Here is a 23,334-nt window from a genome sequence, read left to right on the forward strand (position 1 = left end):
AAAATTTTGAATCATGAGGAAGACTAGATGAATTTATGGGATATTTTCTTTACGACCCAAGCAACAGAACCACCCAAATTTGACCTTTTTTGGTATTTAAGTATATTTACACTCTTGGCCTTGACCTTTTATACAGCCTATCGTTATCGTGAAAAGAAGGCTTATCAACGATTTTTCCAGAGTTTACAAGCAGTTCAGTTGATCCTCCTTTACGGTTGGTACTGGATCAATCATATGCCGCTATCAGAAAGTTTACCTTTTTACCATTGCCGTATGGCTATGTTTGTGGTGCTTTTGCTTCCTGGTCAGTCTAAATATAGGCAGTATTTTGCATTACTAGGAACATTTGGGACATTAGCAGCCTTTGTTTATCCAGTGCCAGATGCCTATCCTTTCCCACATATTGCGATTTTATCCTTTATCTTTGGCCACTTAGCTCTCTTGGGGAACTCTCTAGTTTATCTATTGAGACAGTATAACGCGCGATTGCTGGATGTGAAGGGAATTTTTCTCATGACCTTTGCTCTAAATGCCTTAATTTTTGTGGTCAATTTAGTAACAGGTGGAGATTACGGATTCTTGACAAAACCACCATTGGTTGGAGACCATGGCTTAGTAGCTAATTATTTAATCGTTTCCCTGGCCTTATCAGCAGCGATTACGTTGACAAAGAAAATCTTGGAACTATTTTTAGAACAAGGAGCAGAAAAAATGATTGCAAAGAAAGCTTAGAAATGAGCTTTCTTTTTTTCATAAATCTGATTTTTTATAACTTGTTTGGAAAATACAAAAATATGATGAGCGAATGTAAAAAAATGGTAAGTAAATTTAGGAAAAACTAAGCACGATTGGATTTTTTGTGTTATAATATTCTGTGAATAGCTATGCCCTGTTTTAGCTATATTGAATAGAAGTTTGAAACTTGGAAGAGAGAGGATGCGATGTAATGGCTAGAGATGGTTTTTTTACAGGCTTAGATATCGGAACCAATTCGATTAAGGTGTTGGTTGCCGAGCTTAGAAATGGTGAACTAAATGTAATTGGTGTAAGTAATGCCAAGAGTAAAGGTGTAAAGGATGGGATTATCGTTGATATTGAAGCAGCAGCAACTGCTATCAAGTCAGCTATTTCCCAAGCAGAAGAGAAAGCTGGCATTTCAATCAAATCAGTGAATGTTGGTTTGCCTGGAAATCTTTTGCAAGTAGAACCAACTCAAGGAATGATTCCAGTTACATCTGATACAAAAGAAATTACAGATCAAGATGTTGAAAATGTTGTTAAATCAGCCTTGACAAAGAGTATGACACCAGATCGTGAAGTCATTACTTTTATTCCTGAAGAATTTATCGTAGATGGCTTCCAAGGTATTCGTGACCCGCGTGGCATGATGGGGGTTCGTCTTGAAATGCGTGGTTTGCTTTACACAGGTCCACGTACTATTCTTCACAATTTACGCAAGACAGTTGAGCGCTCAGGTGTTCAGGTTGAAAATATTATTATTTCACCATTGGCTTTGGTTCGTTCAGTCTTGAACGAAGGAGAGCGTGAATTTGGAGCTACTGTGATTGATATGGGAGCAGGTCAAACAACTGTTGCTACAATCCGTAATCAAGAACTCCAGTTTACAAATATTCTTCAAGAAGGTGGAGATTATGTCACAAAAGATATCTCTAAAGTCTTGAAGACTTCACAAAAACTAGCTGAAGGATTGAAATTGAACTATGGTGAAGCCTACCCTTCACTTGCAAGCAATGAAACCTTCCAAGTTGAAGTGATTGGTGAAGTAGAGCCTGTAGAAGTTACAGAAAGCTACCTAGCAGAGATTATTTCAGCTCGCATTAAACACATTTTTGAACAAATCAAACAAGAGTTGGAAAGAAGACATTTGTTGGATCTTCCAGGTGGGATTGTTCTGATTGGTGGAAATGCTATTTTACCAGGTATTGTAGAACTTGCACAGGAAGTCTTTGGCGTTGGTGTCAAACTTTACGTTCCAAATCAAGTTGGAATCCGTAATCCTGCCTTCGCTCATGTGATTAGCTTGTCTGAATTTGCTGGTCAATTGACTGAGGTGCATTTATTAGCGCAACGAGCAGTTAAGGGTGAGGATACTTTGCGTCACCAACCAATTAATTTTGGTGGGATGATTCAACGCGTTACGCAAGTAGCACAACCTACCCCTATTCAACCAGTTCAAAATACTGAGGTAGAGCAATCAGCTTCTACGAACGTAGTTGCTCCGAAAGAAGATAAAGTATCTTCTCAAAATAAACCAAAAATCGCAGATCGTTTCCGTGGCTTAATCGGAAGCATGTTTGATGAATAAAAGAGGAAAAATAAACTATGACATTTTCATTTGATACAGCAGCAGCTCAAGGTGCAGTTATTAAAGTAATCGGTGTTGGTGGAGGTGGTGGTAACGCCATTAACCGCATGGTTGACGAAGGTGTTGCAGGCGTAGAATTTATCGCAGCAAACACAGATGTACAAGCTTTGAGTAGTACAAAAGCTGAGACTGTAATTCAGTTAGGCCCTAAATTGACTCGTGGTTTGGGTGCTGGCGGTCGACCTGAAGTTGGTCAAAAGGCAGCTGAAGAAAGCGAAGAAGCCTTGACTCAAGCTATTACTGGAGCAGATATGGTCTTCATTACTGCAGGTATGGGAGGTGGCTCTGGTACTGGTGCAGCTCCTGTTATTGCCCGCATTGCTAAAGATTTAGGTGCTCTTACAGTTGGTGTTGTGACACGTCCTTTTGGTTTCGAAGGAAGCAAACGTGGTCAGTATGCTGTCGAAGGAATCAATCAACTTCGTGAGCATGTAGATACTCTATTGATTATTTCAAACAACAACTTGCTTGAAATTGTTGATAAGAAAACGCCACTTCTTGAAGCTCTTAGCGAAGCAGATAACGTACTTCGCCAAGGTGTTCAAGGGATTACTGATTTGATCACAAACCCTGGTTTGATTAATCTTGACTTTGCCGATGTGAAAACAGTTATGGCAAATAAAGGAAACGCCCTAATGGGTATCGGTATCGGTAGTGGTGAAGAACGTGTGGTAGAAGCAGCTCGTAAGGCAATCTACTCACCACTTCTTGAAACAACTATTGACGGTGCTGAGGATGTCATCGTCAACGTTACTGGTGGTCTCGACTTGACTTTGATTGAGGCTGAAGAAGCATCAGAAATTGTCAACCAAGCAGCTGGTCAAGGAGTGAACATCTGGCTCGGAACATCTATCGATGAAAACATGAAAGATGAAATTCGTGTTACAGTTGTGGCAACTGGTGTTCGTCAAGATCGTGTGGAAAAAGTTGTGGGCCATGCACCAAGACAAGTTGTCCGTCATGAACAAGCAAGTCCTAGTCATGCACACAATCATAATCGTCAGTTTGATATGGCTGAAACTGCAGAAATTCCAAGTCCAGCACCTCGCCGTACAGAAACTTCTCAATCTTCAGCATTTGGTGATTGGGACTTGCGTCGTGAGACAATTGTTCGACCAACTGATTCAGTTGTATCACCAGTTGAACGTTTCGAAGCACCATCTTTACACGATGAGGATGAATTAGATACTCCTCCATTTTTCAAAAATCGTTAAGTAAATGAATTTGAAAGAAAATACAGAACGTGTTTTTCAACAAATAAAAGATGCAAGTCAGCAGGCAGGAAGAGAAGCTAATTCTGTTTCGGTTGTTGCTGTTACAAAATATGTAGACGTACCGACAGCGGAGGCTTTGCTTCCGCTAGGTGTGCATCATATTGGTGAAAATCGTGTGGATAAATTTCTTGAGAAATATGAAGCTTTAAAAGATAGAAATATTACCTGGCATTTGATTGGAACCTTGCAAAGACGCAAGGTCAAAGATGTCATTCAGTATGTTGATTATTTCCACGCTTTGGATTCATTAAAGCTAGCAGAGGAAATTCAAAAAAGAAGTGACCGAGTTGTTAAGTGTTTCTTACAAGTAAATATCTCAAGGGAAGAGAGCAAACATGGTTTTTCAAAGGAAGAACTATTAGAGCTCTTGCCAGAATTGGCCACCTTAGATAAAATCGAATATGTCGGCTTGATGACCATGGCTCCTTTTGAAGCTAGTAGTGATGAGTTGAAAGAAATTTTTAAAGCTACGCAGGATTTGCAACTAGAAATTAGAGAAAAACAAATTCCCAATATGCCAATGACGGACTTGAGTATGGGTATGAGTCGTGACTACAAGGAAGCGATTGAATTTGGCTCAACATTTGTCAGAATTGGTACAGCATTTTTTAAATAGGAAAGAAATATGTCTTTAAAAGATAGATTTGATAAATTTATAGATTATTTTACAGAAGATGGAGAAGATGTTGGTACTGCATACCAGTCTAAAGCTGAAGAGCCGATTGTGACTCCAGTCCCTTCTGTTCAAGAGCTGCCTCAACAAGCTGCTAGTACGCCATCTAAAGATAAAAACATCACTCGTCTTCATGCCCGTCAACAAGAGTTAGCTATGCAAAGTCAACGTTCTACTGATAAGGTGACAATTGATGTTCGTTATCCACGTAAATACGAAGATGCCACAGATATTGTTGATTTATTAGCTGGTAACGAAAGTATTTTGATTGATTTCCAATATATGACAGAAGTTCAAGCACGTCGTTGTTTGGACTATCTGGATGGGGCGCGCCACGTTTTAGCTGGTAACATGAAAAAGGTAGCATCTACTATGTACCTGCTGACACCAGTTGATGTTGTCGTCAATATTGAAGATATCAAAATTCCAGATGAATCACAAAATGGTGAATTTGGCTTTGATATGAAACGTACGAGAGTAAGATAATGATCTTTCTCATTCGTTTTGTTCAAAATGCAGTGGATATCTATTCACTGATTTTAATCGTGTTTGCTCTGATGTCCTGGTTTCCCAATGCTTATGAATCACGTCTTGGACGCTTGATTATTAGTTTAGTGAAACCGATAGTAGCTCCCTTGCAACGTTTACCCCTCCAGATTGCAGGTCTTGATTTGTCTGTCTGGATTGCGGTATTACTAGTTCACTTCCTAGGGGAACAGTTGATTCGACTTTTAGTGATCTTTCTATGAACAAGATGATTTATCAACACTTTTCTAAGAATGATTCGTCTTTTATTGATAAGGGAGTAGAATGGATAAAAAAGGTAGAAGATTCTTATTCTCCTTTTTTAACACCCTTTGTAAATCCCCATCAAGAAAAGATTTTAAAGGTGCTAGCATCAACCAACGGCATCTCCTACATGAGCAGTCGGCAGTTTCTTGAAACTGAATATGTACGAGTTCTACTGTATCCTGATTATTTTGAGCCAGAATTCTCTGATTTTGAACTTTCCTTGCAAGAAATTGTCTACCCTAATAAGTTTGAACGCTTAACGCATGCAAAAATATTAGGGACTGTTTTAAACAAGCTGGGAATTGATAGGAAGCTATTTGGTGATATCTTAGTCAACGAAGAGAGGGCACAGATTATCATTAATCGACAGTTTATGCTCCTTTTTCAAGACGGCATTACGAAAATTGCTCGTTTACCGGTTCGTCTAGAAGAACGGGATTTTACTGAGAAAATTGCTACAGTAGAAGATTATCAAGAATTAGATATTTGTATTGCTAGTTCTAGATTAGATGTTTTTCTAGCAGGTGTCTTAAAGCTGTCTAGAAATCAGGCAAGTCAGTTAATTGAAAAACAGGCAGTCCAAGTTAATTACCATTTAGTTGAAAAATCAGATTATGCAGTTCAAGTTGGTGATTTGATTAGTGTGAGGAAATTTGGTCGATTGAAACTTGTTAGAGATAATGGGCAAACAAAAAAAGATAAAAAGAAATTAACGGTCCAATTATTATTAAGTAAGTGAGGAATAATATGCCAATTACATCATTAGAAATTAAAGATAAAACCTTTGGTACAAGATTTAGAGGTTTTGATCCAGAAGAAGTTGAAGAATTTCTTGAAATCGTTGTTCGTGATTATGAAGATTTAGTTCGAAGCAATCATGATAAAGAGTTGCATATCAAGAGCTTGGAAGAACGTTTGTCTTACTTTGATGAGATGAAAGATTCTTTGAGTCAATCAGTATTGATTGCTCAAGATACGGCAGAGCGTGTGAAACAAGCTGCTCAAGATCGTTCTAATAATATTATCCAACAGGCAGAGCAAGATGCCCAACGTTTGCTTGAAGAAGCAAAATATAAGGCTAATGAGATTTTGCGTCAAGCTACTGATAATGCTAAGAAAGTTGCTGTTGAGACTGAAGAATTGAAGAACAAAAGCCGTGTCTTCCACCAACGTCTCAAATCTACAATTGAGAGTCAGTTAGCAATTGTTGAATCATCAGATTGGGAAGATATTCTGCGCCCAACAGCTACCTATCTTCAGACAAGTGATGAAGCATTTAAAGAAGTTGTTGGTGAAGTTCTTGGTGAATCGGTATATTCACAACCAGAAGAAGAACCAATCGATATGACTCGTCAATTTACACCTGAAGAAATGGCTGAGTTACAAGCTCGAATTGAGGCTGGTAATAGAGAATTAGCTGAATTTGAAGCTCAACAAGATCATTATGTAGAAGAACATTTAGAGCCAGTTGAAGTCGAAGGCCCTTCATCGAATGAGGAAGATACAAATAAAGAATCTGTCCTAATCTTATAATGAATAGTGATATGTGAGAACAATATTTTATCCTTATATTTCCAGCGAGCAGGAGATGGTGTGAGTCCTGTATTCCCTAACGATAAGATTATCCTCTCAAAAATTCAAGTCTGAATGGAGTAAGATTTGACGTTCCCCACGTTACGGGATAAGAGGAAAAAAGCTGAGTCTTTTTTCGAACAAAGGTGGTACCACGATTTTCGTCCTTTTTAGAAGTCGTGGTTTTTAATTTGTTATTATTTATAAAGGAGATACCATGAAACTCAAAGATACCCTTAACCTTGGGAAAACAGCTTTCCCAATGCGTGCAGGACTTCCTACCAAAGAGCCAGTTTGGCAAAAGGAATGGGAAGATGCAAAACTTTACCAACGTCGTCAAGAATTGAACCAAGGAAAACCTCATTTCACCTTGCATGATGGCCCTCCATACGCGAACGGAAATATCCACGTTGGACACGCTATGAACAAGATTTCAAAAGATATCATTGTTCGTTCAAAATCAATGTCAGGATTTTATGCTCCTTATATTCCAGGTTGGGATACTCATGGTCTGCCAATCGAGCAAGTTTTGGCAAAACAAGGTGTCAAACGTAAAGAAATGGACTTGGTTGAGTACTTGAAACTTTGCCGTGAATACGCTCTTTCTCAAGTAGATAAACAACGTGAAGACTTTAAACGTTTAGGTGTTTCTGGTGACTGGGAAAATCCATATGTGACTTTGACTCCTGACTATGAAGCAGCTCAAATCCGTGTTTTCGGAGAAATGGCTAATAAAGGCTATATCTACCGTGGTGCCAAGCCAGTTTACTGGTCTTGGTCATCTGAGTCTGCCCTTGCTGAAGCAGAGATTGAATACCATGACTTGGTTTCAACTTCCCTTTACTATGCCAACAAGGTAAAAGATGGCAAAGGTGTTCTAGATACAGATACTTATATCGTAGTCTGGACAACAACTCCATTTACCATCACAGCTTCTCGTGGTTTGACTGTTGGTGCAGATATTGATTATGTTTTGGTTCAACCTGCTGGTGAAGCTCGTAAGTTTGTGGTTGCTGCAGAATTATTGACTAGCTTGTCTGAGAAATTTGGCTGGGCTGATGTTCAAGTCTTGGCAACTTACCGTGGTCAAGAATTGAACCACATTGTAACAGAACACCCATGGGATACTGCTGTAGATGAATTGGTAATTCTGGGTGACCACGTTACGACTGACTCTGGTACAGGTATTGTCCATACAGCCCCTGGTTTTGGTGAGGACGACTACAATGTCGGTATTGCTAATGGTCTTGAAGTCGCAGTCACTGTTGATGAACGCGGTATCATGATGGCTAATGCTGGTGCTGAGTTTGAAGGTCAATTCTACGAAAAGGTTGTACCAACTGTTATTGAAAAACTTGGTAGCCTCCTTCTTGCCCAAGAAGAAATCTCTCACTCCTATCCATTTGACTGGCGTACTAAGAAACCAATCATCTGGCGTGCAGTTCCACAATGGTTTGCTTCAGTTTCTAAATTCCGCCAAGAAATCTTGGATGAAATTGAAAAAGTGAAATTCCACTCAGAATGGGGTAAAGTCCGTCTTTACAATATGATACGTGACCGTGGCGACTGGGTTATCTCTCGTCAACGTGCTTGGGGTGTTCCACTTCCAATCTTCTACGCTGAAGACGGTACAGCGATTATGACAGCTGAAACCATTGAGCACGTGGCTCAACTTTTTGAAGAACACGGTTCTATCATCTGGTGGGAACGTGATGCTAAGGACCTCTTGCCAGAAGGATTTACTCATCCAGGTTCACCAAATGGCGAATTCAAGAAAGAAACAGATATCATGGACGTTTGGTTTGACTCAGGTTCATCATGGAATGGAGTTGTGGTAAACCGTCCTGAATTGACTTACCCAGCAGACCTTTACCTAGAAGGTTCAGACCAATACCGTGGTTGGTTCAATTCTTCACTTATCACATCTGTTGCCAACCATGGCGTAGCGCCTTACAAACAAATCTTGTCACAAGGTTTTGCCCTTGATGGTAAAGGTGAGAAGATGTCTAAATCTCTTGGAAATACCATTGCTCCAAGTGATGTTGAAAAACAATTTGGTGCGGAAATCTTGCGTCTCTGGGTAACAAGTGTTGACTCAAGCAATGACGTGCGTATCTCTATGGATATCTTGAGCCAAGTCTCTGAAACTTACCGTAAGATCCGTAACACTCTTCGTTTCTTGATTGCCAATACTTCTGACTTTAACCCAGCTCAAGATTCAGTAGCTTATGAAGAACTACGTTCAGTTGATAAGTACATGACGATTCGCTTTAACCAGCTTGTTAAGACCATTCGTGATGCTTATGCAAACTTTGAATTCTTGACAATCTACAAGGCCTTGGTGAACTTTATCAACGTTGATTTGTCAGCCTTCTACCTTGATTTTGCCAAAGATGTTGTTTATATCGAAGGTGCCAAATCACTGGAACGCCGTCAAATGCAGACTGTTTTCTATGATATTCTTGTGAAAATTACCAAACTCTTGACACCAATCCTTCCTCACACAGCAGAGGAAATCTGGTCATATCTTGAGTTTGAAGCAGAAGACTTCGTTCAATTGTCAGAATTGCCAGAAGCAGAGACGTTTGCTAATCAAGAAGAAATCATGGATACATGGGCAGCCTTTATGGATTTCCGTGGACAAGCTCAAAAAGCCTTGGAAGAAGCTCGTAATGCCAAAGTTATCGGTAAATCACTTGAAGCACACTTGACAGTTTATCCAAACGAAGTTGTGAAAACTCTACTCGAAGCAGTAAACAGCAATGTAGCTCAACTTTTGATCGTGTCTGAATTGACCATCGCAGAAGGACCAGCTCCAGAAACTGCTGTTAGCTTCGAAGATGTGGCCTTCACTGTTGAACGCGCTGCAGGTGAAGTATGTGACCGTTGCCGTCGAATCGACCCAACAACAGCAGAACGCAGCTACCACGCAGTCATCTGTGACCACTGTGCAAGCATCGTAGAAGAAAACTTTGCGGACGCAGTCGCAGAAGGATTTGAAGAGAAATAATCGAATGATAGATTGAAAATGTTTTCTGTGTGTGTATTTTAGTTTGATATAAAAGAAAATATTAAACAAAATTAATGTATAATATTAATTTTTAATGAAAAGGAAGTATTGATGAAAAAGAAAACACTTGCTCAATTAGATGGTATCATTGGTTTAGTTGCAGGAACTATTCTAGCCATTTTGCCAATTATTATAATTATGATTGCCTCTATATTTGATAATGAAGAAGTTGTTGGTGTCATCTTAGGAATTATTTTTATTATTTTTAGTTTAGTAAAAATTGGAATTTTAATTCTAGGTATTCTCTCACTAATATACTATAAAGATGATAATAGAATTTCAATTGCACCCTCAGTCTTATTAATTGTTGGTTCTGCACTTGCATTGGTTCCATTCTTAGGATGGATAGGGGGAATCGTCATTATTGTTGGTGCTTCATTATTTTTAGGAAGCCTCAAAAAATTTAAAGTTGAACTATAAATAGAGTTTTTGTCAAGTAGAGTAAATGGAGAAACTCTAAAATTGGTTCTTTGTCAGCAGTAGTGGATTAAAGAAAAGCTAAGATAGAGAAAGGACAAAATTCGTCCTTTCTTTTTTGATGTTCAGAGCGATAAAAATCGTTTTTTGAAGTTTTCAAAGTTTCGAAAACCAAAGGCATTTCGTTCGATAAGTTTGATGAGATTATTGGTCGCTTCTGATTTGGAGTTAGAATAGGGTAATTGAAGGGCGTTGACGATTTTTCAATGATTTCATGATTGATGAAAGTTACTATTTTAGTTTTAAGAATTGTGGCTATTGTGTATTTCAAGGACGATGAGCGTGTGACTCCTGCACCGTCTGTATTGTTTATCGTAGGTAGTTCTGTTGGATTGACCCCATTCGTGGACTAGATAGGATAAATTATGACAATTATTGGCAATTCCTATACTTTGAAATTTTGAAAAAATTCGAAATTGAAGAATCATATCTTTCGAACTGAGGTGGAATGAATTGAATCTTTGTTAGAAATACTTATTACAGTATGAAGGCGGTTAGCCTTATTTTTTTGTTACCAATTGACGGAAAATTTTACAGGATAAATAAGCTACTTCATTCGTAAAATCTAAAGCATTTATTTGAGACAAGGAACTCTTTTTATAGTATAATGATGCTTGTAGATTGAATATATCAAAATATATATAGAAGTATTTTTGTTTCTTGTAAGTTCATCAGAGTGAGGAAGCAAACTGCTTCTTCTATTTTGAAATGGATAAAATAATAGAGAGGATATAGAATGAAAAAATTTTTTGGAGAGAAGCAGCATCGTTTTTCCTTACGAAAGTTGGCGATTGGTCTTGTGTCTGCTTCAATTTCGAGCTTATTTTTTGTGTCCATTGCTAGCAGTGGGACCGTATTTGCTCAAGAAAATGTATCTGTTCACTACAAATATGTGACAGATACAGAGTTAAGTAAGCAAGAGAAGGACTTGATTGTAAAGGATTTTCCTAATATTGCTGAAGACAGTGAGAGTACCTATTATCTAGTCTACCGTATGGATGAGAAAGCCCAACTAGGTCAGTTGCCTCATACCGGTGAGCACAGTAATCTGGTTACCGTCCTTTCGGGTGGAGCACTGGCTTCGATTGGACTCCTCATTTTTGCTGTTTCGAGAAAGAAAGGCAAGAAGAAAGCACTGTTGAAGGTTGTTTTGATAACAGGCATGGGGAGCGGTTTGGTTTCTTCGGTTCAGGCTATTGAAAATCAACTCTTGCTCCAATATAATCAAGAATATCAATTATCCCAAGGAGATAGTCTGCCTCTGCCAAGAGTTCTGTCAGGTTATACCTATTTAGGCTATATTAAGCAAGACAAAGAGATTAATCAGCAAGAAACTGCTACTAGGGCTCAGAAACTAGAGGATACGGTTCACCCTCATGTCCAGAGCAAGGAAGGTGGACAACAGGCAGTAGATAAACAGAAAGAACCGTCTCAAATCCGTCCAGTAGAGAAATTAATCCCTTCTCAAGATTCACCCAATCAAAAGCCGTCTGGTATTGCTAGTGTGGATCCTCAGGATGAAGTCTTAGCTGGCCGCGTGAACAAACCAGAGCTTCTATACAAAGATCAAGAGATTGAAACCAAACTAGACTTTTCAGAAGTGGTTCAAGAGAATCCAGAACTAGCAGAGGGAACCATTCGTGTCAAACAAGAAGGTCGTGCTGGGAAAAAGATTGAACTTGTTCGCATTTTCACTGTTGAAAATCAAGAAATTTCTAGAGAAGTTCTATCAACTAAAGTAGAAGAAGCCTTGCCACGTATAGTAGAGAAGGGGACTAAGAAGGCAGTTGCTCCGAGTGAAGCACCATTCTCTGCAAGAAAAGGAAAGCCTGAGACTCAGGCCTCATTACCAGAATATACAGGCACTCAGTCCGGTGCTATTGTCGAACCTGAGCAAGTTGCCCCACAGCCAGAGTACAAAGGGATTCAATCAGGTGCCATTGTAGAACCAGAAACGGCTGATAAACCATCCTATACAGGTACCCAGTCCGGAGCGGTTGTTGAACCAGAGAAAGTAGCTCCGCTACCTGAATATCAGGGAACTCAATCTGGAGCCATCGTCGAACCGGAGACTCAGCCTTCCCTACCAGAATATAAAGGTGAGCAATCTGATGCAATAGTTGCCCCTGAGAAAACTGAAAAACCAGCCTATACAGGCACTCAGTCTGGAGCAATAGTTGAACCAGAGAAAGTAGCTCCACAACCAGAGTACAAGGGAACTCAAGCTGGAGCCATCGTCGAACCGGAGACTCAGCCTTCCTTGCCAGAATATAAAGGTGAGCAATCGGGAGCTGTTGTAGCCCCTGAGACAAATGAAAAACCAGAATATACTGGCATTCAATCTGGAGCAATAGTCGAACCAGAACAGGTACCATCGAAACCATCTTATACAGGTACCCAATCCGGAGCGATTGTTGAACCCGAACAAATTGCCCCTCTTCCAGAATATACTGGCAATATTGAGCAAGCAAAACCAGAAAATCCGGCTGAAAAACCAAAAGAAAAAGATCTAGAAAAAACACTTGAATTAAGAAATGTTTCTGATCTGGAGTTATATAGTCAGACCAATGGTACTTACAAACAACATGTTTCTTTAGACAGTGTTCCAAGTAATCCAGACACTTACTTTGTTAAGGTAAAATCGTCGTCATTCAAAGATGTCTATCTACCTGTCGCTTCAATAACTGCAGAAATAAAAAATGGACAATCCGTTTATAAAATCATAGCTAAAGCTGAGAAACTCCAGCAAGAGCTAGAAAATAAATATGTCGATAATTTCACCTTCTATCTCGCAAAAAAGGCAACAGAAGAAACAACAACCTTCACTTCCTTTAGCAACTTGGTTAAAGCTATCAACAAGAATCTCTCTGGAACCTATCATTTAGCGGCCAGCTTGAATGCTAACGAAGTGGAGTTGGGACCTGATGACAGATCTTACATCAAGGGCACCTTTACTGGTCAGTTGATTGGTGAAAAAGATGGCAAGCATTATGCTATTTACAACTTGAAAAAGCCACTGTTTGCAACCTTGAGAGGGGCTAGAGTAGAAAAATTGAGTCTGAAAAATGTCTCTATTTCAGGTAAAGATGATATCGGTTCACTGGCCAATGAAGCTACGGATAATACAAAGATTAAGCAAGTTCATGTCGATGGTGTTCTGGCTGGGGAACGTGGTATCGGTGGTTTGTTGGCTAAGGCAGACCAATCAAGCATCACAGAGAGCAGTTTTAAGGGAAGAATTGTTAATACCTACGAAACGACTGCTGCCTACAATATTGGTGGTTTGGTCGGTCATTTGACAGGAGGCAGAGCTTCACTGACTAAGTCAAAAGCGACAGTAGCCATTTCCTCCAACACGAATAGTTCAGATCAGACTGTTGGTGGGCTAGCAGGTCTAGTAGACCAAGATGCGCATATACAGGATAGCTATGCTGAAGGTGATATCAACAATGTCAAGCACTTTGGTAGAGTTGCGGGTGTGGCTGGATATTTGTGGGATCGAAAGACGAATGAGGAACAGCATGCAGGAAGATTGACCAATGTACTAAGTGATGTCAATGTAACCAACGGGAATGCTATTACCGGTTACCACTATAATGAAATGAAGGTGGCTAATACATTCAGCAACAAAGCTAATAGAGTCTACAATGTCACCTTGGTCAGGGAAGAAGTCGTCAGCAAGGAATCATTTGTAGAAAGAGGAACAATTTTAGATGCTTCTGAAGTGACTAATAAAAAAGTAGAAATCAATCCTCTCACCCCTCCAACAGTGGAGTCCCTTTCAACAAGTGGTAGTAAAGAAAGTGATTTTTCTAAGGTGAAGCATTATCAAGCTCAGCGCGCCTTGGCTTATAAAAATATTGAAAAATTGCTACCTTTCTACAACAAGGCAACCATCGTCAAATACGGAAACCTGGTCAATGAGAACAGTCTTTTATATCAAAAAGAACTCTTGTCAGCAGTCATGATGAAGGATGACCAAGTCATCACCGATATTGTTTCCAACAAACAGACTGCAAACAAACTCTTGCTCCATTACCAGGATCATTCCTCTGAAACATTCCAGCTCAAGTACCAGAATGATTTTGCTAAGTTGGCAGAATATAGTCTAGGAGATACGGGGCTTCTCTATACGCCAAACCAATTCTTGTATAATCAAGAAACGATTATCCGGCAAGTCTTACCAGAATTGAAGAAGGTAAATTATCATTCAGATGCTATTAGAAACACACTTGGTATTTCACCAAAAGTGAAGCAAACCGAGCTCTATCTAGAAGAGCAGTTTGCTAAAACGAAGGAGCATCTAGAAGACAGTCTGAGAAAACTCTTGTCAGCGGATGCTGGTCTAGTGGAAAACAATCAAGTAATGACAGGTTATATTGTAGATAAAATCAAGCGTAACAAGGAAGCCTTGCTTCTTGGTATGAGCTACTTGGAGCGTTGGTATAACTTTAGCTATGGTCAGGTTAATATTAAAGACTTGGTCTTGTATCACCTTGATTTCTTTGGCAAAGGAAATGCATCTCCGTTAGATACTTTGATTGAGTTAGGGAAATCAGGATTTAATAATCTGCTTGCTAAGAACAACGTTGATACTTATGGTGTCAGTCTTGCTAGCCATCATGGAACGACAGATTTATTTAGCACGCTAGAAAATTACCGAAAAGTCTTTTTACCAAACACTAGCAACAATGACTGGTTTAAAAAACAGACCAAAGCTTTCATTGTCGAAGAAAAATCCACTATTGCAGAGGTCAAAGCCAAGCAAGAGCAAGCAGGGACTAAGTATTCTATCGGTGTTTATGACCGAATTACTAGTAGTACTTGGAAATACCGCAATATGGTCTTGCCTCTCCTTACTTTGCCAGAAAGATCTGTATTTGTCATCTCAACCTTGTCTAGCCTAGGATTTGGCGCTTACGATCGCTACCGCAACAGTGACTATAAGGCTGGAGATGAACTCAATAAGTTTGTTGAAGATAATGCGCGTGAAACAGCCAAGCGTCAGCGAGATCACTATGATTATTGGTATCGTATTTTAGATAATCAGGGACGTGAAAAACTCTATCGTACGATCCTGCTTTATGATGCCTATAAATTTGGTGATGATCATACTGAAGGAAAGGCTTCAACAATCGCAGACTTTGAGAATTCAAATCCTGCAATGCAACATTTCTTTGGACCAGTTGGTAACAAGGTGGTTCATAATCATCACGGTGCATACGCAACGGGAGATGGTGTCTATTATATGTCTTACCGTATGTTGGATAAGGATGGTGCTATTACGTATACCCATGAGATGACCCATGATTCCGATCAGGATATCTATCTTGGTGGCTATGGTAGAAGAAGTGGTCTTGGTCCTGAGTTCTTTGCTAAAGGCTTATTACAAGCGCCAGATCATCCAAATGATGCGACCATTACCATTAACTCAATCTTGAAACATTCAAAATCAGATAGCTTAGAAGGATCCCGTCTACAAGTCTTAGATCCGACGGAACGATTCAAAGATGCAGCCGATCTCCAAAAATATGTTCATAACATGTTTGATCTCATCTATCTGTTGGAATATCTTGAAGGGCAATCAATCGTTAAGAAACTGAATGTTTCCCAGAAAATGGAAGCTCTCAGAAAAATCGAGAACCACTATCTAACAGATCCTGCTGATGGCAATGATGTTTATGCTACTAATGTTGTGAAAAATTTGACTGAAGATGAAGCTAAAAAATTGACGAGCTTTGAGAATTTGATTGATAATAACATTCTTTCGGCTCGTGAGTATCAGGCTGGCACTTATGAGAGAAATGGCTACTTTACGATTAAACTCTTTGCACCAATCTTTTCAGCATTGAGCAGTGAGAAAGGAACTCCTGGAGATCTTATGGGACGAAGAATCGCTTATGAACTCTTAGCTGCTAAAGGATTTAAAGATGGTATGGTACCATATATTTCCAACCAATATGAAGAAATTGCTAAACAAAATGGTCAGACAATCAACCTCTACGGTAAAAAGCAAGGATTAGTGACAGATAAGCTTGTCTTAGAAAAGCTATTTGGTGGTCAGTATTCATCTTGGGCAGCCTTTAAAAAAGCTATGTATCAAGAACGTATTGCTCAGTTTGATCATTTGAATAAAGTTACTTTTAAAGATCCGTCGCAATCATGGATGAGCAATGCCACGAAAACCATTCAAAGAGTAAAAGAATTGCAAGAACTGATGGATCAAGCTGTTCTCAAGGATGCAGAAGGTACGCGTTGGAGTGACTATAACCCAGAAACTGACAGTGCAGTTCATAAACTTAAGAGAGCAGTCTTTAAAGCCTACCTAGACCAAACAAATGATTTTAGAACCTCTATTTTTGCAAATAAAAAGTAATGAATTATAGAAGTTCCTAATCAGGATGAGAGGACTTTACTTCCTGACTGTCAGAACTTGTCGATTTTAACTAGCTTTTTTGTGAAAAATTGTGTAAAATAGAATAGATAAACGAGGGGAAACCTCGGAAAATTTAAAGGAGAATCCATCTAATGGTAAAATTGGTTTTTGCTCGCCACGGTGAGTCTGAATGGAACAAAGCTAACCTTTTCACTGGTTGGGCTGATGTTGATTTGTCTGAAAAAGGTACACAACAAGCGATTGACGCTGGTAAATTGATCAAAGAAGCTGGTATCGAATTTGACCAAGCTTACACTTCAGTATTGAAACGTGCGATCAAAACAACTAACTTGGCTCTTGAAGCTTCTGATCAATTGTGGGTTCCAGTTGAAAAATCATGGCGTTTGAACGAACGTCACTATGGTGGTTTGACTGGTAAAAACAAAGCTGAAGCTGCTGAACAATTTGGTGATGAGCAAGTTCACATCTGGCGTCGTTCATACGATGTATTGCCTCCAAACATGGACCGTGATGATGAGCACTCAGCTCACACTGATCGTCGTTACGCTTCACTTGACGATTCAGTTATTCCAGATGCTGAAAACTTGAAAGTGACTTTGGAACGTGCCCTTCCATTCTGGGAAGATAAAATCGCTCCAGCTCTTAAAGATGGTAAAAACGTATTCGTAGGAGCTCACGGTAACTCAATCCGTGCCCTTGTAAAACACATCAAAGGTTTGTCAGATGACGAGATCATGGACGTGGAAATCCCTAACTTCCCACCATTGGTATTCGAATTCGACGAAAAATTGAACGTAGTTTCTGAATACTACCTTGGAAAATAATTTGTAAAAAGAAAGCCTAGGAATACCTAGGTTTTTCTTTTTATTCTAGTATCCAACTCTTCGAAAAAGCGTTATAATGATAGTAAAGAGTGACTTAATTGTAAGAAAGAGAGAAGGACGATGGCTTATATTGAGATGAAACATTGTTACAAGCGTTATCAGGTTGGGGATACGGAGATTGTGGCTAATCGTGATGTGAATTTTGAAATTGAAAAAGGGGAGCTGGTCATTATTCTTGGCGCTTCAGGTGCTGGAAAATCAACCGTTCTCAATCTCCTAGGAGGTATGGATACCAATGATGAGGGGGAGATTTGGATTGATGGTGCCAATATTGCCAACTATAGTTCGCACCAACGAACAAACTATCGTCGTGAAGATGTAGGCTTTGTTTTTCAATTTTACAATCTGGTCTCCAATCTGACAGCCAAGGAAAATGTGGAATTGGCCTCAGAAATTGTGACAGATGCCTTAGATCCTGAGCAGGTCTTGACAGACGTAGGTCTGGCTCATCGCCTCAATAACTTTCCAGCCCAGCTTTCTGGAGGGGAGCAACAGCGAGTGTCCATTGCACGCGCTGTAGCTAAGAATCCTAAAATTCTCCTTTGTGATGAACCGACAGGTGCCTTGGATTACCAGACAGGGAAGCAAGTCTTGAAGATTCTCCAAGACATGTCTCGTCAAAAGGGAGCGACGGTAATCATCGTGACTCACAATAGCTCGCTAGCTCCTATAGCTGATCGCGTGATTCACATGCGTGATGCCACTGTTATGAGAGTAACAATCAATGAGAATCCACAGGCTATCGATACATTGGAGTATTAGCATGAAAAAAACATACCGAAAAGACATGTTCCAGTCGGTGATTGCTTCTAAGGGACGCTTTGCTTCTATCTTGACCTTGATGATGCTGGGTTCTTTAGCCCTAGTAGGTCTTAAAGTAGCCAGTCCAAACATGGAACGCACGGCAGGGGATTATCTCCGTAAAGCCAATACCCTGGATCTGGCAGTGATAGCTGATTATGGCTTGGACAAAGAAGATCAGGACGAACTAAAGACCCTTCAAGGAGCAAGTGTTGAGTTTGGCTATATGGCAGACCTAACCGTTGAAAATAGTGAAGAAGCGGTTCGACTTTATTCTAAGCCAGAGGGAATTTCAACCTTCCAAGTGACAGAAGGGCGACTTCCAGAGGCTGATGGGGAAATTTCCTTGGCAGATTTCTGGAAAGACCGCTATCAGATTGGGCAGACAATTACCTTTAGCAAGAAAGAAGAAGGGAAGGCCGTCATAAAATCCCAATCTTTCACCATTACTGGATTTGTTCAGTCGGGTGAGATACTTTCTCAAGAAGACTTGGGAGGGGCTAGTAGTGGAAATGGAAGCTTGGCTGGCTATGGAGTGATTTTACCCAGTCCGTTTGACTCAGAAGTGTATAGTATTGCGCGTGTGCGCTATGATGATTTAAAAAATTTGGATGCCTTTTCATCAGACTATAGAAGCAAACGAGATCAACACCAGGAAGACTTACAAAACTTGCTTGCCGATAATGGTCAAAAAAGATTGGCAAGTATCAAAGCAAATGGGCAAAAGAGCTTGGAAGATGGAAAAGAGCAACTCCAAACAGCTGAAAGTAACCTTCAAAAAGGCAAGAGTCAGTTAGAACAGGCTGAAGGTCGATTGAAAACTCAAGAAGAACAAGTGACCGCTTTGCCTGAGCCTCAAAAGAGTCAAGCCAAGGGGCAATTGACAAAAACTAAGGAAGAACTGGCTACAGAAAAAGAAAAAATGGCTCAGACAGAGAGTAATCTAGCCAAGGAAAAAGAGAAGCTTGAACAACGCCAGAAAGAGCTTGATGAACTGGCAGAGCCTACTTACCATGTATACAACCGCCAAACCATGCCAGGCGGTCAAGGCTATCTCATGTACAGTAACGCTTCAGCAAGTATTCGTTCTGTCGGGAATATCTTTCCCGTGGTGCTTTTTATGGTTGCTGCAATGGTAACCTTTACAACTATGACTCGCTTTGTGGATGAAGAGCGTACCAATGCTGGTATTTTCAAGGCTCTAGGTTACCAGAATAAAGATATTGTTGCCAAGTTTTTCCTCTACGGTTTTCTTGCAGGAACTGTGGGAACCGTTTTAGGAACGCTTCTAGGACATTATCTCCTTGCAGGCGTGATTTCGGATGTTATAACAGCTGGAATGGTCGTTGGGAAAAGTCAGGAGTATTTCTACTGGTCTTATAGCCTTCTTGCCCTGGCCTTAAGTTGGGTATCCAGTGTCTTGCCAGCTTATCTAGTGGCACGGAGGGCATTGCACGATGAAGCAGCCCAACTTTTGCTGCCCAAACCTCCTGTTAAAGGATCAAAGATTTTGCTGGAACGCCTGAGCTTTATTTGGAGTCGTTTGAGCTTCACTCATAAGGTTACGGCGCGAAATATTTTCCGTTATAAGCAACGGATGTTGATGACCATTTTTGGAGTTGCGGGTTCGGTTGCTCTCCTATTTGCAGGTCTTGGCATTCAGTCTTCTGTGGGAGGAGTTGTCGATCGTCAATTTGAACAAATCCAGCAATACCAGATGATTGTAGCGGAAAAGAGCAGTGTAACGGAGCAAGAAAAAGCAGACCTAGAAAGTGCCTTGCAATCTGACCCTATCCATGCTTACCAAAAAATCTACTCTAAATCCATTGAAAAAGATTTCAAAGGAAAAGCAGGACTTCAGACTATCACCATAATGGTCACAAGCCGAGAAAATTTCAAACCCTTTATCGCATTAGAGGAAAATGGCCAAGAGGTGCAGGTCACAGATGGAGCAGTCGTAAGTCAAAAACTAGCTCAACTAGCAGATGTTACGGTTGGAGATAAGCTGGAGCTTGATGGAAAAGAAATTAGGGTCGCGGCTATTTCTGAAAACTATGTTGGACACTTTGTTTATCTCAACCGAGCGACATACGAACAAGTCTACGGCACCAGTCCGAAAGACAATACCTACCTAGTAAAATTAAAAGAGCCAACACCATCCAATACGGAGAAAGAAGCTGCGGCCTTTATGAAAAAAACTGCTGTTTCTGGGGTGGTCCAAAATGCAACAGCTATCCACCTCTTTGAATCTGTAGCCAATTCTCTCAATAAAACCATGGCAATCCTTATCCTTGTTTCCGTCTTGCTAGCCATTGTCATTCTTTACAATCTCACCAATATCAATGTGGCAGAACGTATCCGTGAACTTTCGACCATTAAGGTTCTCGGTTTCCACAATAAAGAAGTGACCCTCTATATCTACCGCGAGACCATGGTGCTATCCTTTGTGGGGATTGTTCTCGGTTTGGTAGCCGGCTACTATTTACATCAATTTTTGATTCAAATGATCTCACCTGCCACCATACTTTTTTATCCACGAGTCAGCTGGGAAGTCTATGCTCTTCCAATCGTAGCAGTGACTGTGATCTTAGCCTTACTGGGTTTCTTTGTCAATCACCACTTGAGAAAGGTGGATATGCTTGAAGCCCTGAAATCAGTAGAGTAGGTCAATTTTTTAAAAAGTAAATCTGTTGACAAAGTCTCTGCTTCTTGGTAGAATAAGAACTGTCGTAAAGACAAATAACTTCTTCTTGGTTACAGGCATGCCAACCTGTCACTCGGATGAAGCCAAATAAAAAGGAGAAACATCATGGCAATCTCAAAAGAGAAAAAAAATGAAATCATCGCACAATATGCACGTCACGAAGGTGATACAGGTTCAGTAGAGGTTCAAGTTGCTGTCCTTACTTGGGAAATCAACCACCTTAACGAACACATCAAACAACACAAAAAAGACCACGCTACTTACCGTGGATTGATGAAGAAAATCGGTCGCCGTCGTAACTTGCTTGCATACTTGCGTAAAAACGACGTTAACCGTTACCGTGAGTTGATCAACTCTCTAGGACTTCGTCGTTAATCTTGCGTCTAAACCGTTTCTATACTTCGTTGCCTTCGCCTCGATGTACCATTAGTACAATCTTCGGCTTGTCGCCTAGTCTATAAACGTTTTATCCAGCAAGACTGGAGCTCTCTGACTTCAGAGGGCTTTTTGTTTTTATCTGCTTGCTTAGGCCGTGTTCAATTAACAAGATACAAAGGCCGTCAAAAGCACAAAGCAAAAATAGGAAAATTGACGAAGAAACTTCAGTTTCTAGGAGATTTTATCTTTTTTGCCAAGTGCTTAGGCCGTGTTCAATTGAGCATATCTTGATAATGAAGCTACTCCATTGGGTAGCTTTTTTGTATGGATTTTATCCCAATCTCAAATTGGCTCTCTGATTTTTAGAGAGCTTTTTTATTGAGGTTTTATCGGTCACAATTTTGGAGACTACAAAAACTAAATCCACGACGGATAGCCCTGCGAATATGTTTTATCGGTCACAATTTTAGAGACTACAAAAACTAGGCTGCAATACCCCCCTTATTGTCTTGAACTACAAAAACCTCAAATGGTATCAGCTAATTACACCATAAGGGTGCGTAGCTGTCTGCAAGCCCCTTCGGAGAGCCCACACTTTACGAAGTAAAGTATAGTATGTTATACTTTACATGGAAGTAGTCACCGAATTCCAGTTAGAAATTACTTTGTAACTACGTTTTGAGGAGGAGTAAAATGCTTTCCTACGTTCGACATTACCCACTAGCGATAGCTAAATTAATGTGTCTGTGCTCTCCTAAAATCTGCTGATTTATTACTGACTAATACAGGAGGTTTTTATGGGACAGACAATCATATCTGCTATTGGTGTTTATATTTCCACCAGTATCGATTATTTAATTATTTTATTTATTTTATTTGCACAGTTATCACAGAATAAACAAAAATGGCATATTTATGCGGGACAATATCTAGGCACAGGCTTACTTGTAGGGGCGAGTTTAGTTGCTGCTTATGTCGTTAATTTCGTGCCTGAAGAATGGATGGTTGGATTGCTTGGTTTAATCCCTATCTATTTAGGGATTCGCTTTGCAATTGTTGGAGAAGGTGAGGAAGAAGAGGAAGAAGAGGAAGAAGAGGAAGAAATTATTGAAAGATTAGAACAAAGCAAGGCAAATCAACTGTTTTGGACAGTTACATTGCTGACAATTGCGTCTGGCGGAGATAATTTAGGTATCTATATACCTTATTTTGCTTCGTTAGATTGGTCACAGACCCTCGTGGCGTTGCTTGTGTTTGTAATCGGCATAATTATCTTATGCGAGATTAGTCGGGTGTTATCCTCTATTCCGTTAATATTCGAGACAATTGAAAAATACGAGCGAATCATTGTGCCCTTAGTATTCATTCTACTTGGACTATACATCATGTATGAAAATGGCACGATAGAGACTTTTCTGACCGTGTAGATTTTTTGTTTCACTAGGATTTTAGCCCGAGCTCAAATCAGCTCTCTGATTTTCAGAGGGCTTTTTATGTTGTCACCTTACCTCGATATACTCAAGTATAATCTTCGGTTACGGTTCCTAGCACTGTAAGGTAAAATAAACCAGATCTTCTCCCTTAGGGGAGATTTTTTTGTTTCACTAAAAATTTTGTACAATCTTCGCCTAGTCTATAAACGTTTTATCCAGCAAGAATCAAGCTCTCTGACTTCAGGGGGCTTTTTGTTTTTGCCAAGTGCTTAGGCCGTGTTCAATTAACAAGATACAAAGGCCGTCAAAAGCACAAAGCAAAAATAGGAAAATTGACGAAGAAACTTCAGTTTCTTGGAGATTTTATCTTTTTTGCCAAGTGCTTAGGCCGTGTTCAATTGAGCATGTCTTGATAATGAAGCTAGTCTAATTAGGTAGCTTTTTAGATATAAAACTATTTTATTATCTAAATATAGAATAAATTAGGGCTTGC

At 39.9% G+C, this 23,334-nt stretch carries 17 protein-coding genes and 1 pseudogene; 17 read left to right on the plus strand and 1 reads right to left on the minus strand.

Annotation, left to right across the window (positions count from 1 at the left end; genetic code table 11):
• Positions 1-27: 27 nt before the first annotated feature.
• The 10 genes from N8M66_RS06595 (at position 28) to N8M66_RS06640 (ending at position 10,187) form a co-directional block, all read left to right on the plus strand.
• Positions 28-732, plus strand: coding sequence for a TIGR02206 family membrane protein (locus tag N8M66_RS06595; RefSeq protein ID WP_261046297.1), 705 nt, complete (start codon positions 28-30; stop codon positions 730-732).
• A 214-nt stretch (positions 733-946) separates the two neighbouring features.
• Complete coding sequence (gene ftsA, locus N8M66_RS06600; protein WP_033688313.1) at positions 947-2,326, plus strand: cell division protein FtsA; 1,380 nt, start codon at positions 947-949, stop codon at positions 2,324-2,326.
• 17 nt (positions 2,327-2,343) lie between these two features.
• Positions 2,344-3,600: a cell division protein FtsZ gene (ftsZ, locus tag N8M66_RS06605; RefSeq protein ID WP_000144257.1), complete on the plus strand. Its 1,257-nt coding sequence runs from the start codon at positions 2,344-2,346 to the stop codon at positions 3,598-3,600.
• A gap of 4 nt (positions 3,601-3,604) precedes the next feature.
• Complete coding sequence (locus tag N8M66_RS06610; protein ID WP_049491096.1) at positions 3,605-4,276, plus strand: YggS family pyridoxal phosphate-dependent enzyme; 672 nt, start codon at positions 3,605-3,607, stop codon at positions 4,274-4,276.
• Positions 4,277-4,285: 9 nt separating this feature from the next.
• Positions 4,286-4,819 carry a cell division protein SepF gene (locus N8M66_RS06615; RefSeq protein ID WP_049491094.1) on the plus strand — a complete coding sequence of 178 codons (534 nt, stop codon included), beginning with the start codon at positions 4,286-4,288 and terminating at the stop codon, positions 4,817-4,819.
• Positions 4,819-5,082 (plus strand): YggT family protein, encoded by a 264-nt coding sequence (locus N8M66_RS06620; RefSeq protein WP_000576496.1) that lies wholly within the window; start codon positions 4,819-4,821, stop codon positions 5,080-5,082. The genes N8M66_RS06615 and N8M66_RS06620 overlap by 1 nt, the downstream gene beginning before the upstream one ends.
• On the plus strand, positions 5,079-5,864 hold the full coding sequence (locus N8M66_RS06625; RefSeq protein WP_049491093.1) for an RNA-binding protein: 786 nt from the start codon (positions 5,079-5,081) through the stop codon (positions 5,862-5,864). The genes N8M66_RS06620 and N8M66_RS06625 overlap by 4 nt, the downstream gene beginning before the upstream one ends.
• A gap of 8 nt (positions 5,865-5,872) precedes the next feature.
• A complete protein-coding gene (locus tag N8M66_RS06630; RefSeq protein ID WP_042750728.1) occupies positions 5,873-6,658 on the plus strand; it encodes a DivIVA domain-containing protein in 786 nt (261 codons plus the stop codon).
• Positions 6,659-6,914: 256 nt separating this feature from the next.
• A complete protein-coding gene (ileS, locus tag N8M66_RS06635) occupies positions 6,915-9,707 on the plus strand; it encodes an isoleucine--tRNA ligase (protein WP_261046301.1) in 2,793 nt (930 codons plus the stop codon).
• Positions 9,708-9,818: 111 nt separating this feature from the next.
• Positions 9,819-10,187 carry a hypothetical protein gene (locus N8M66_RS06640; protein ID WP_201058863.1) on the plus strand — a complete coding sequence of 123 codons (369 nt, stop codon included), beginning with the start codon at positions 9,819-9,821 and terminating at the stop codon, positions 10,185-10,187.
• Between the two features lie 78 nt (positions 10,188-10,265).
• On the opposite strand, the pseudogene N8M66_RS06645 reads toward N8M66_RS06640, so the two are convergent.
• Positions 10,266-10,447 (minus strand): annotated as a pseudogene (locus N8M66_RS06645) (transposase); the annotation flags it as partial.
• Positions 10,448-10,465: 18 nt separating this feature from the next.
• Here N8M66_RS06645 and N8M66_RS06650 point away from each other — a divergent pair.
• From N8M66_RS06650 to N8M66_RS06680, 7 genes are all read left to right on the plus strand, one after another.
• The gene (locus N8M66_RS06650; RefSeq protein ID WP_261046303.1) at positions 10,466-10,597 is read left to right on the plus strand and encodes a hypothetical protein; all 132 of its coding nucleotides are present in this window, start codon (positions 10,466-10,468) and stop codon (positions 10,595-10,597) included.
• A 383-nt stretch (positions 10,598-10,980) separates the two neighbouring features.
• A complete protein-coding gene (locus tag N8M66_RS06655; RefSeq protein WP_261046304.1) occupies positions 10,981-16,620 on the plus strand; it encodes a ZmpA/ZmpB/ZmpC family metallo-endopeptidase in 5,640 nt (1,879 codons plus the stop codon).
• A gap of 152 nt (positions 16,621-16,772) precedes the next feature.
• The gene (locus N8M66_RS06660; RefSeq protein ID WP_000240129.1) at positions 16,773-17,465 is read left to right on the plus strand and encodes a phosphoglycerate mutase; all 693 of its coding nucleotides are present in this window, start codon (positions 16,773-16,775) and stop codon (positions 17,463-17,465) included.
• Positions 17,466-17,585: 120 nt separating this feature from the next.
• Positions 17,586-18,287: an ABC transporter ATP-binding protein gene (locus tag N8M66_RS06665; RefSeq protein ID WP_020901700.1), complete on the plus strand. Its 702-nt coding sequence runs from the start codon at positions 17,586-17,588 to the stop codon at positions 18,285-18,287.
• Positions 18,283-20,991, plus strand: coding sequence for an FtsX-like permease family protein (locus tag N8M66_RS06670; RefSeq protein WP_314725949.1), 2,709 nt, complete (start codon positions 18,283-18,285; stop codon positions 20,989-20,991). Before N8M66_RS06665 ends, N8M66_RS06670 begins: the two co-directional genes overlap by 5 nt.
• A gap of 144 nt (positions 20,992-21,135) precedes the next feature.
• Complete coding sequence (gene rpsO / locus N8M66_RS06675; protein WP_001018251.1) at positions 21,136-21,405, plus strand: 30S ribosomal protein S15; 270 nt, start codon at positions 21,136-21,138, stop codon at positions 21,403-21,405.
• An 800-nt stretch (positions 21,406-22,205) separates the two neighbouring features.
• The gene (locus N8M66_RS06680; RefSeq protein ID WP_000531712.1) at positions 22,206-22,835 is read left to right on the plus strand and encodes a CadD family cadmium resistance transporter; all 630 of its coding nucleotides are present in this window, start codon (positions 22,206-22,208) and stop codon (positions 22,833-22,835) included.
• Positions 22,836-23,334 lie beyond the last annotated feature (499 nt).

Origin of the sequence: Streptococcus mitis, assembly GCF_946188585.1 — a bacterium.
GTDB classification, from domain to species: domain Bacteria; phylum Bacillota; class Bacilli; order Lactobacillales; family Streptococcaceae; genus Streptococcus; species Streptococcus mitis_DG.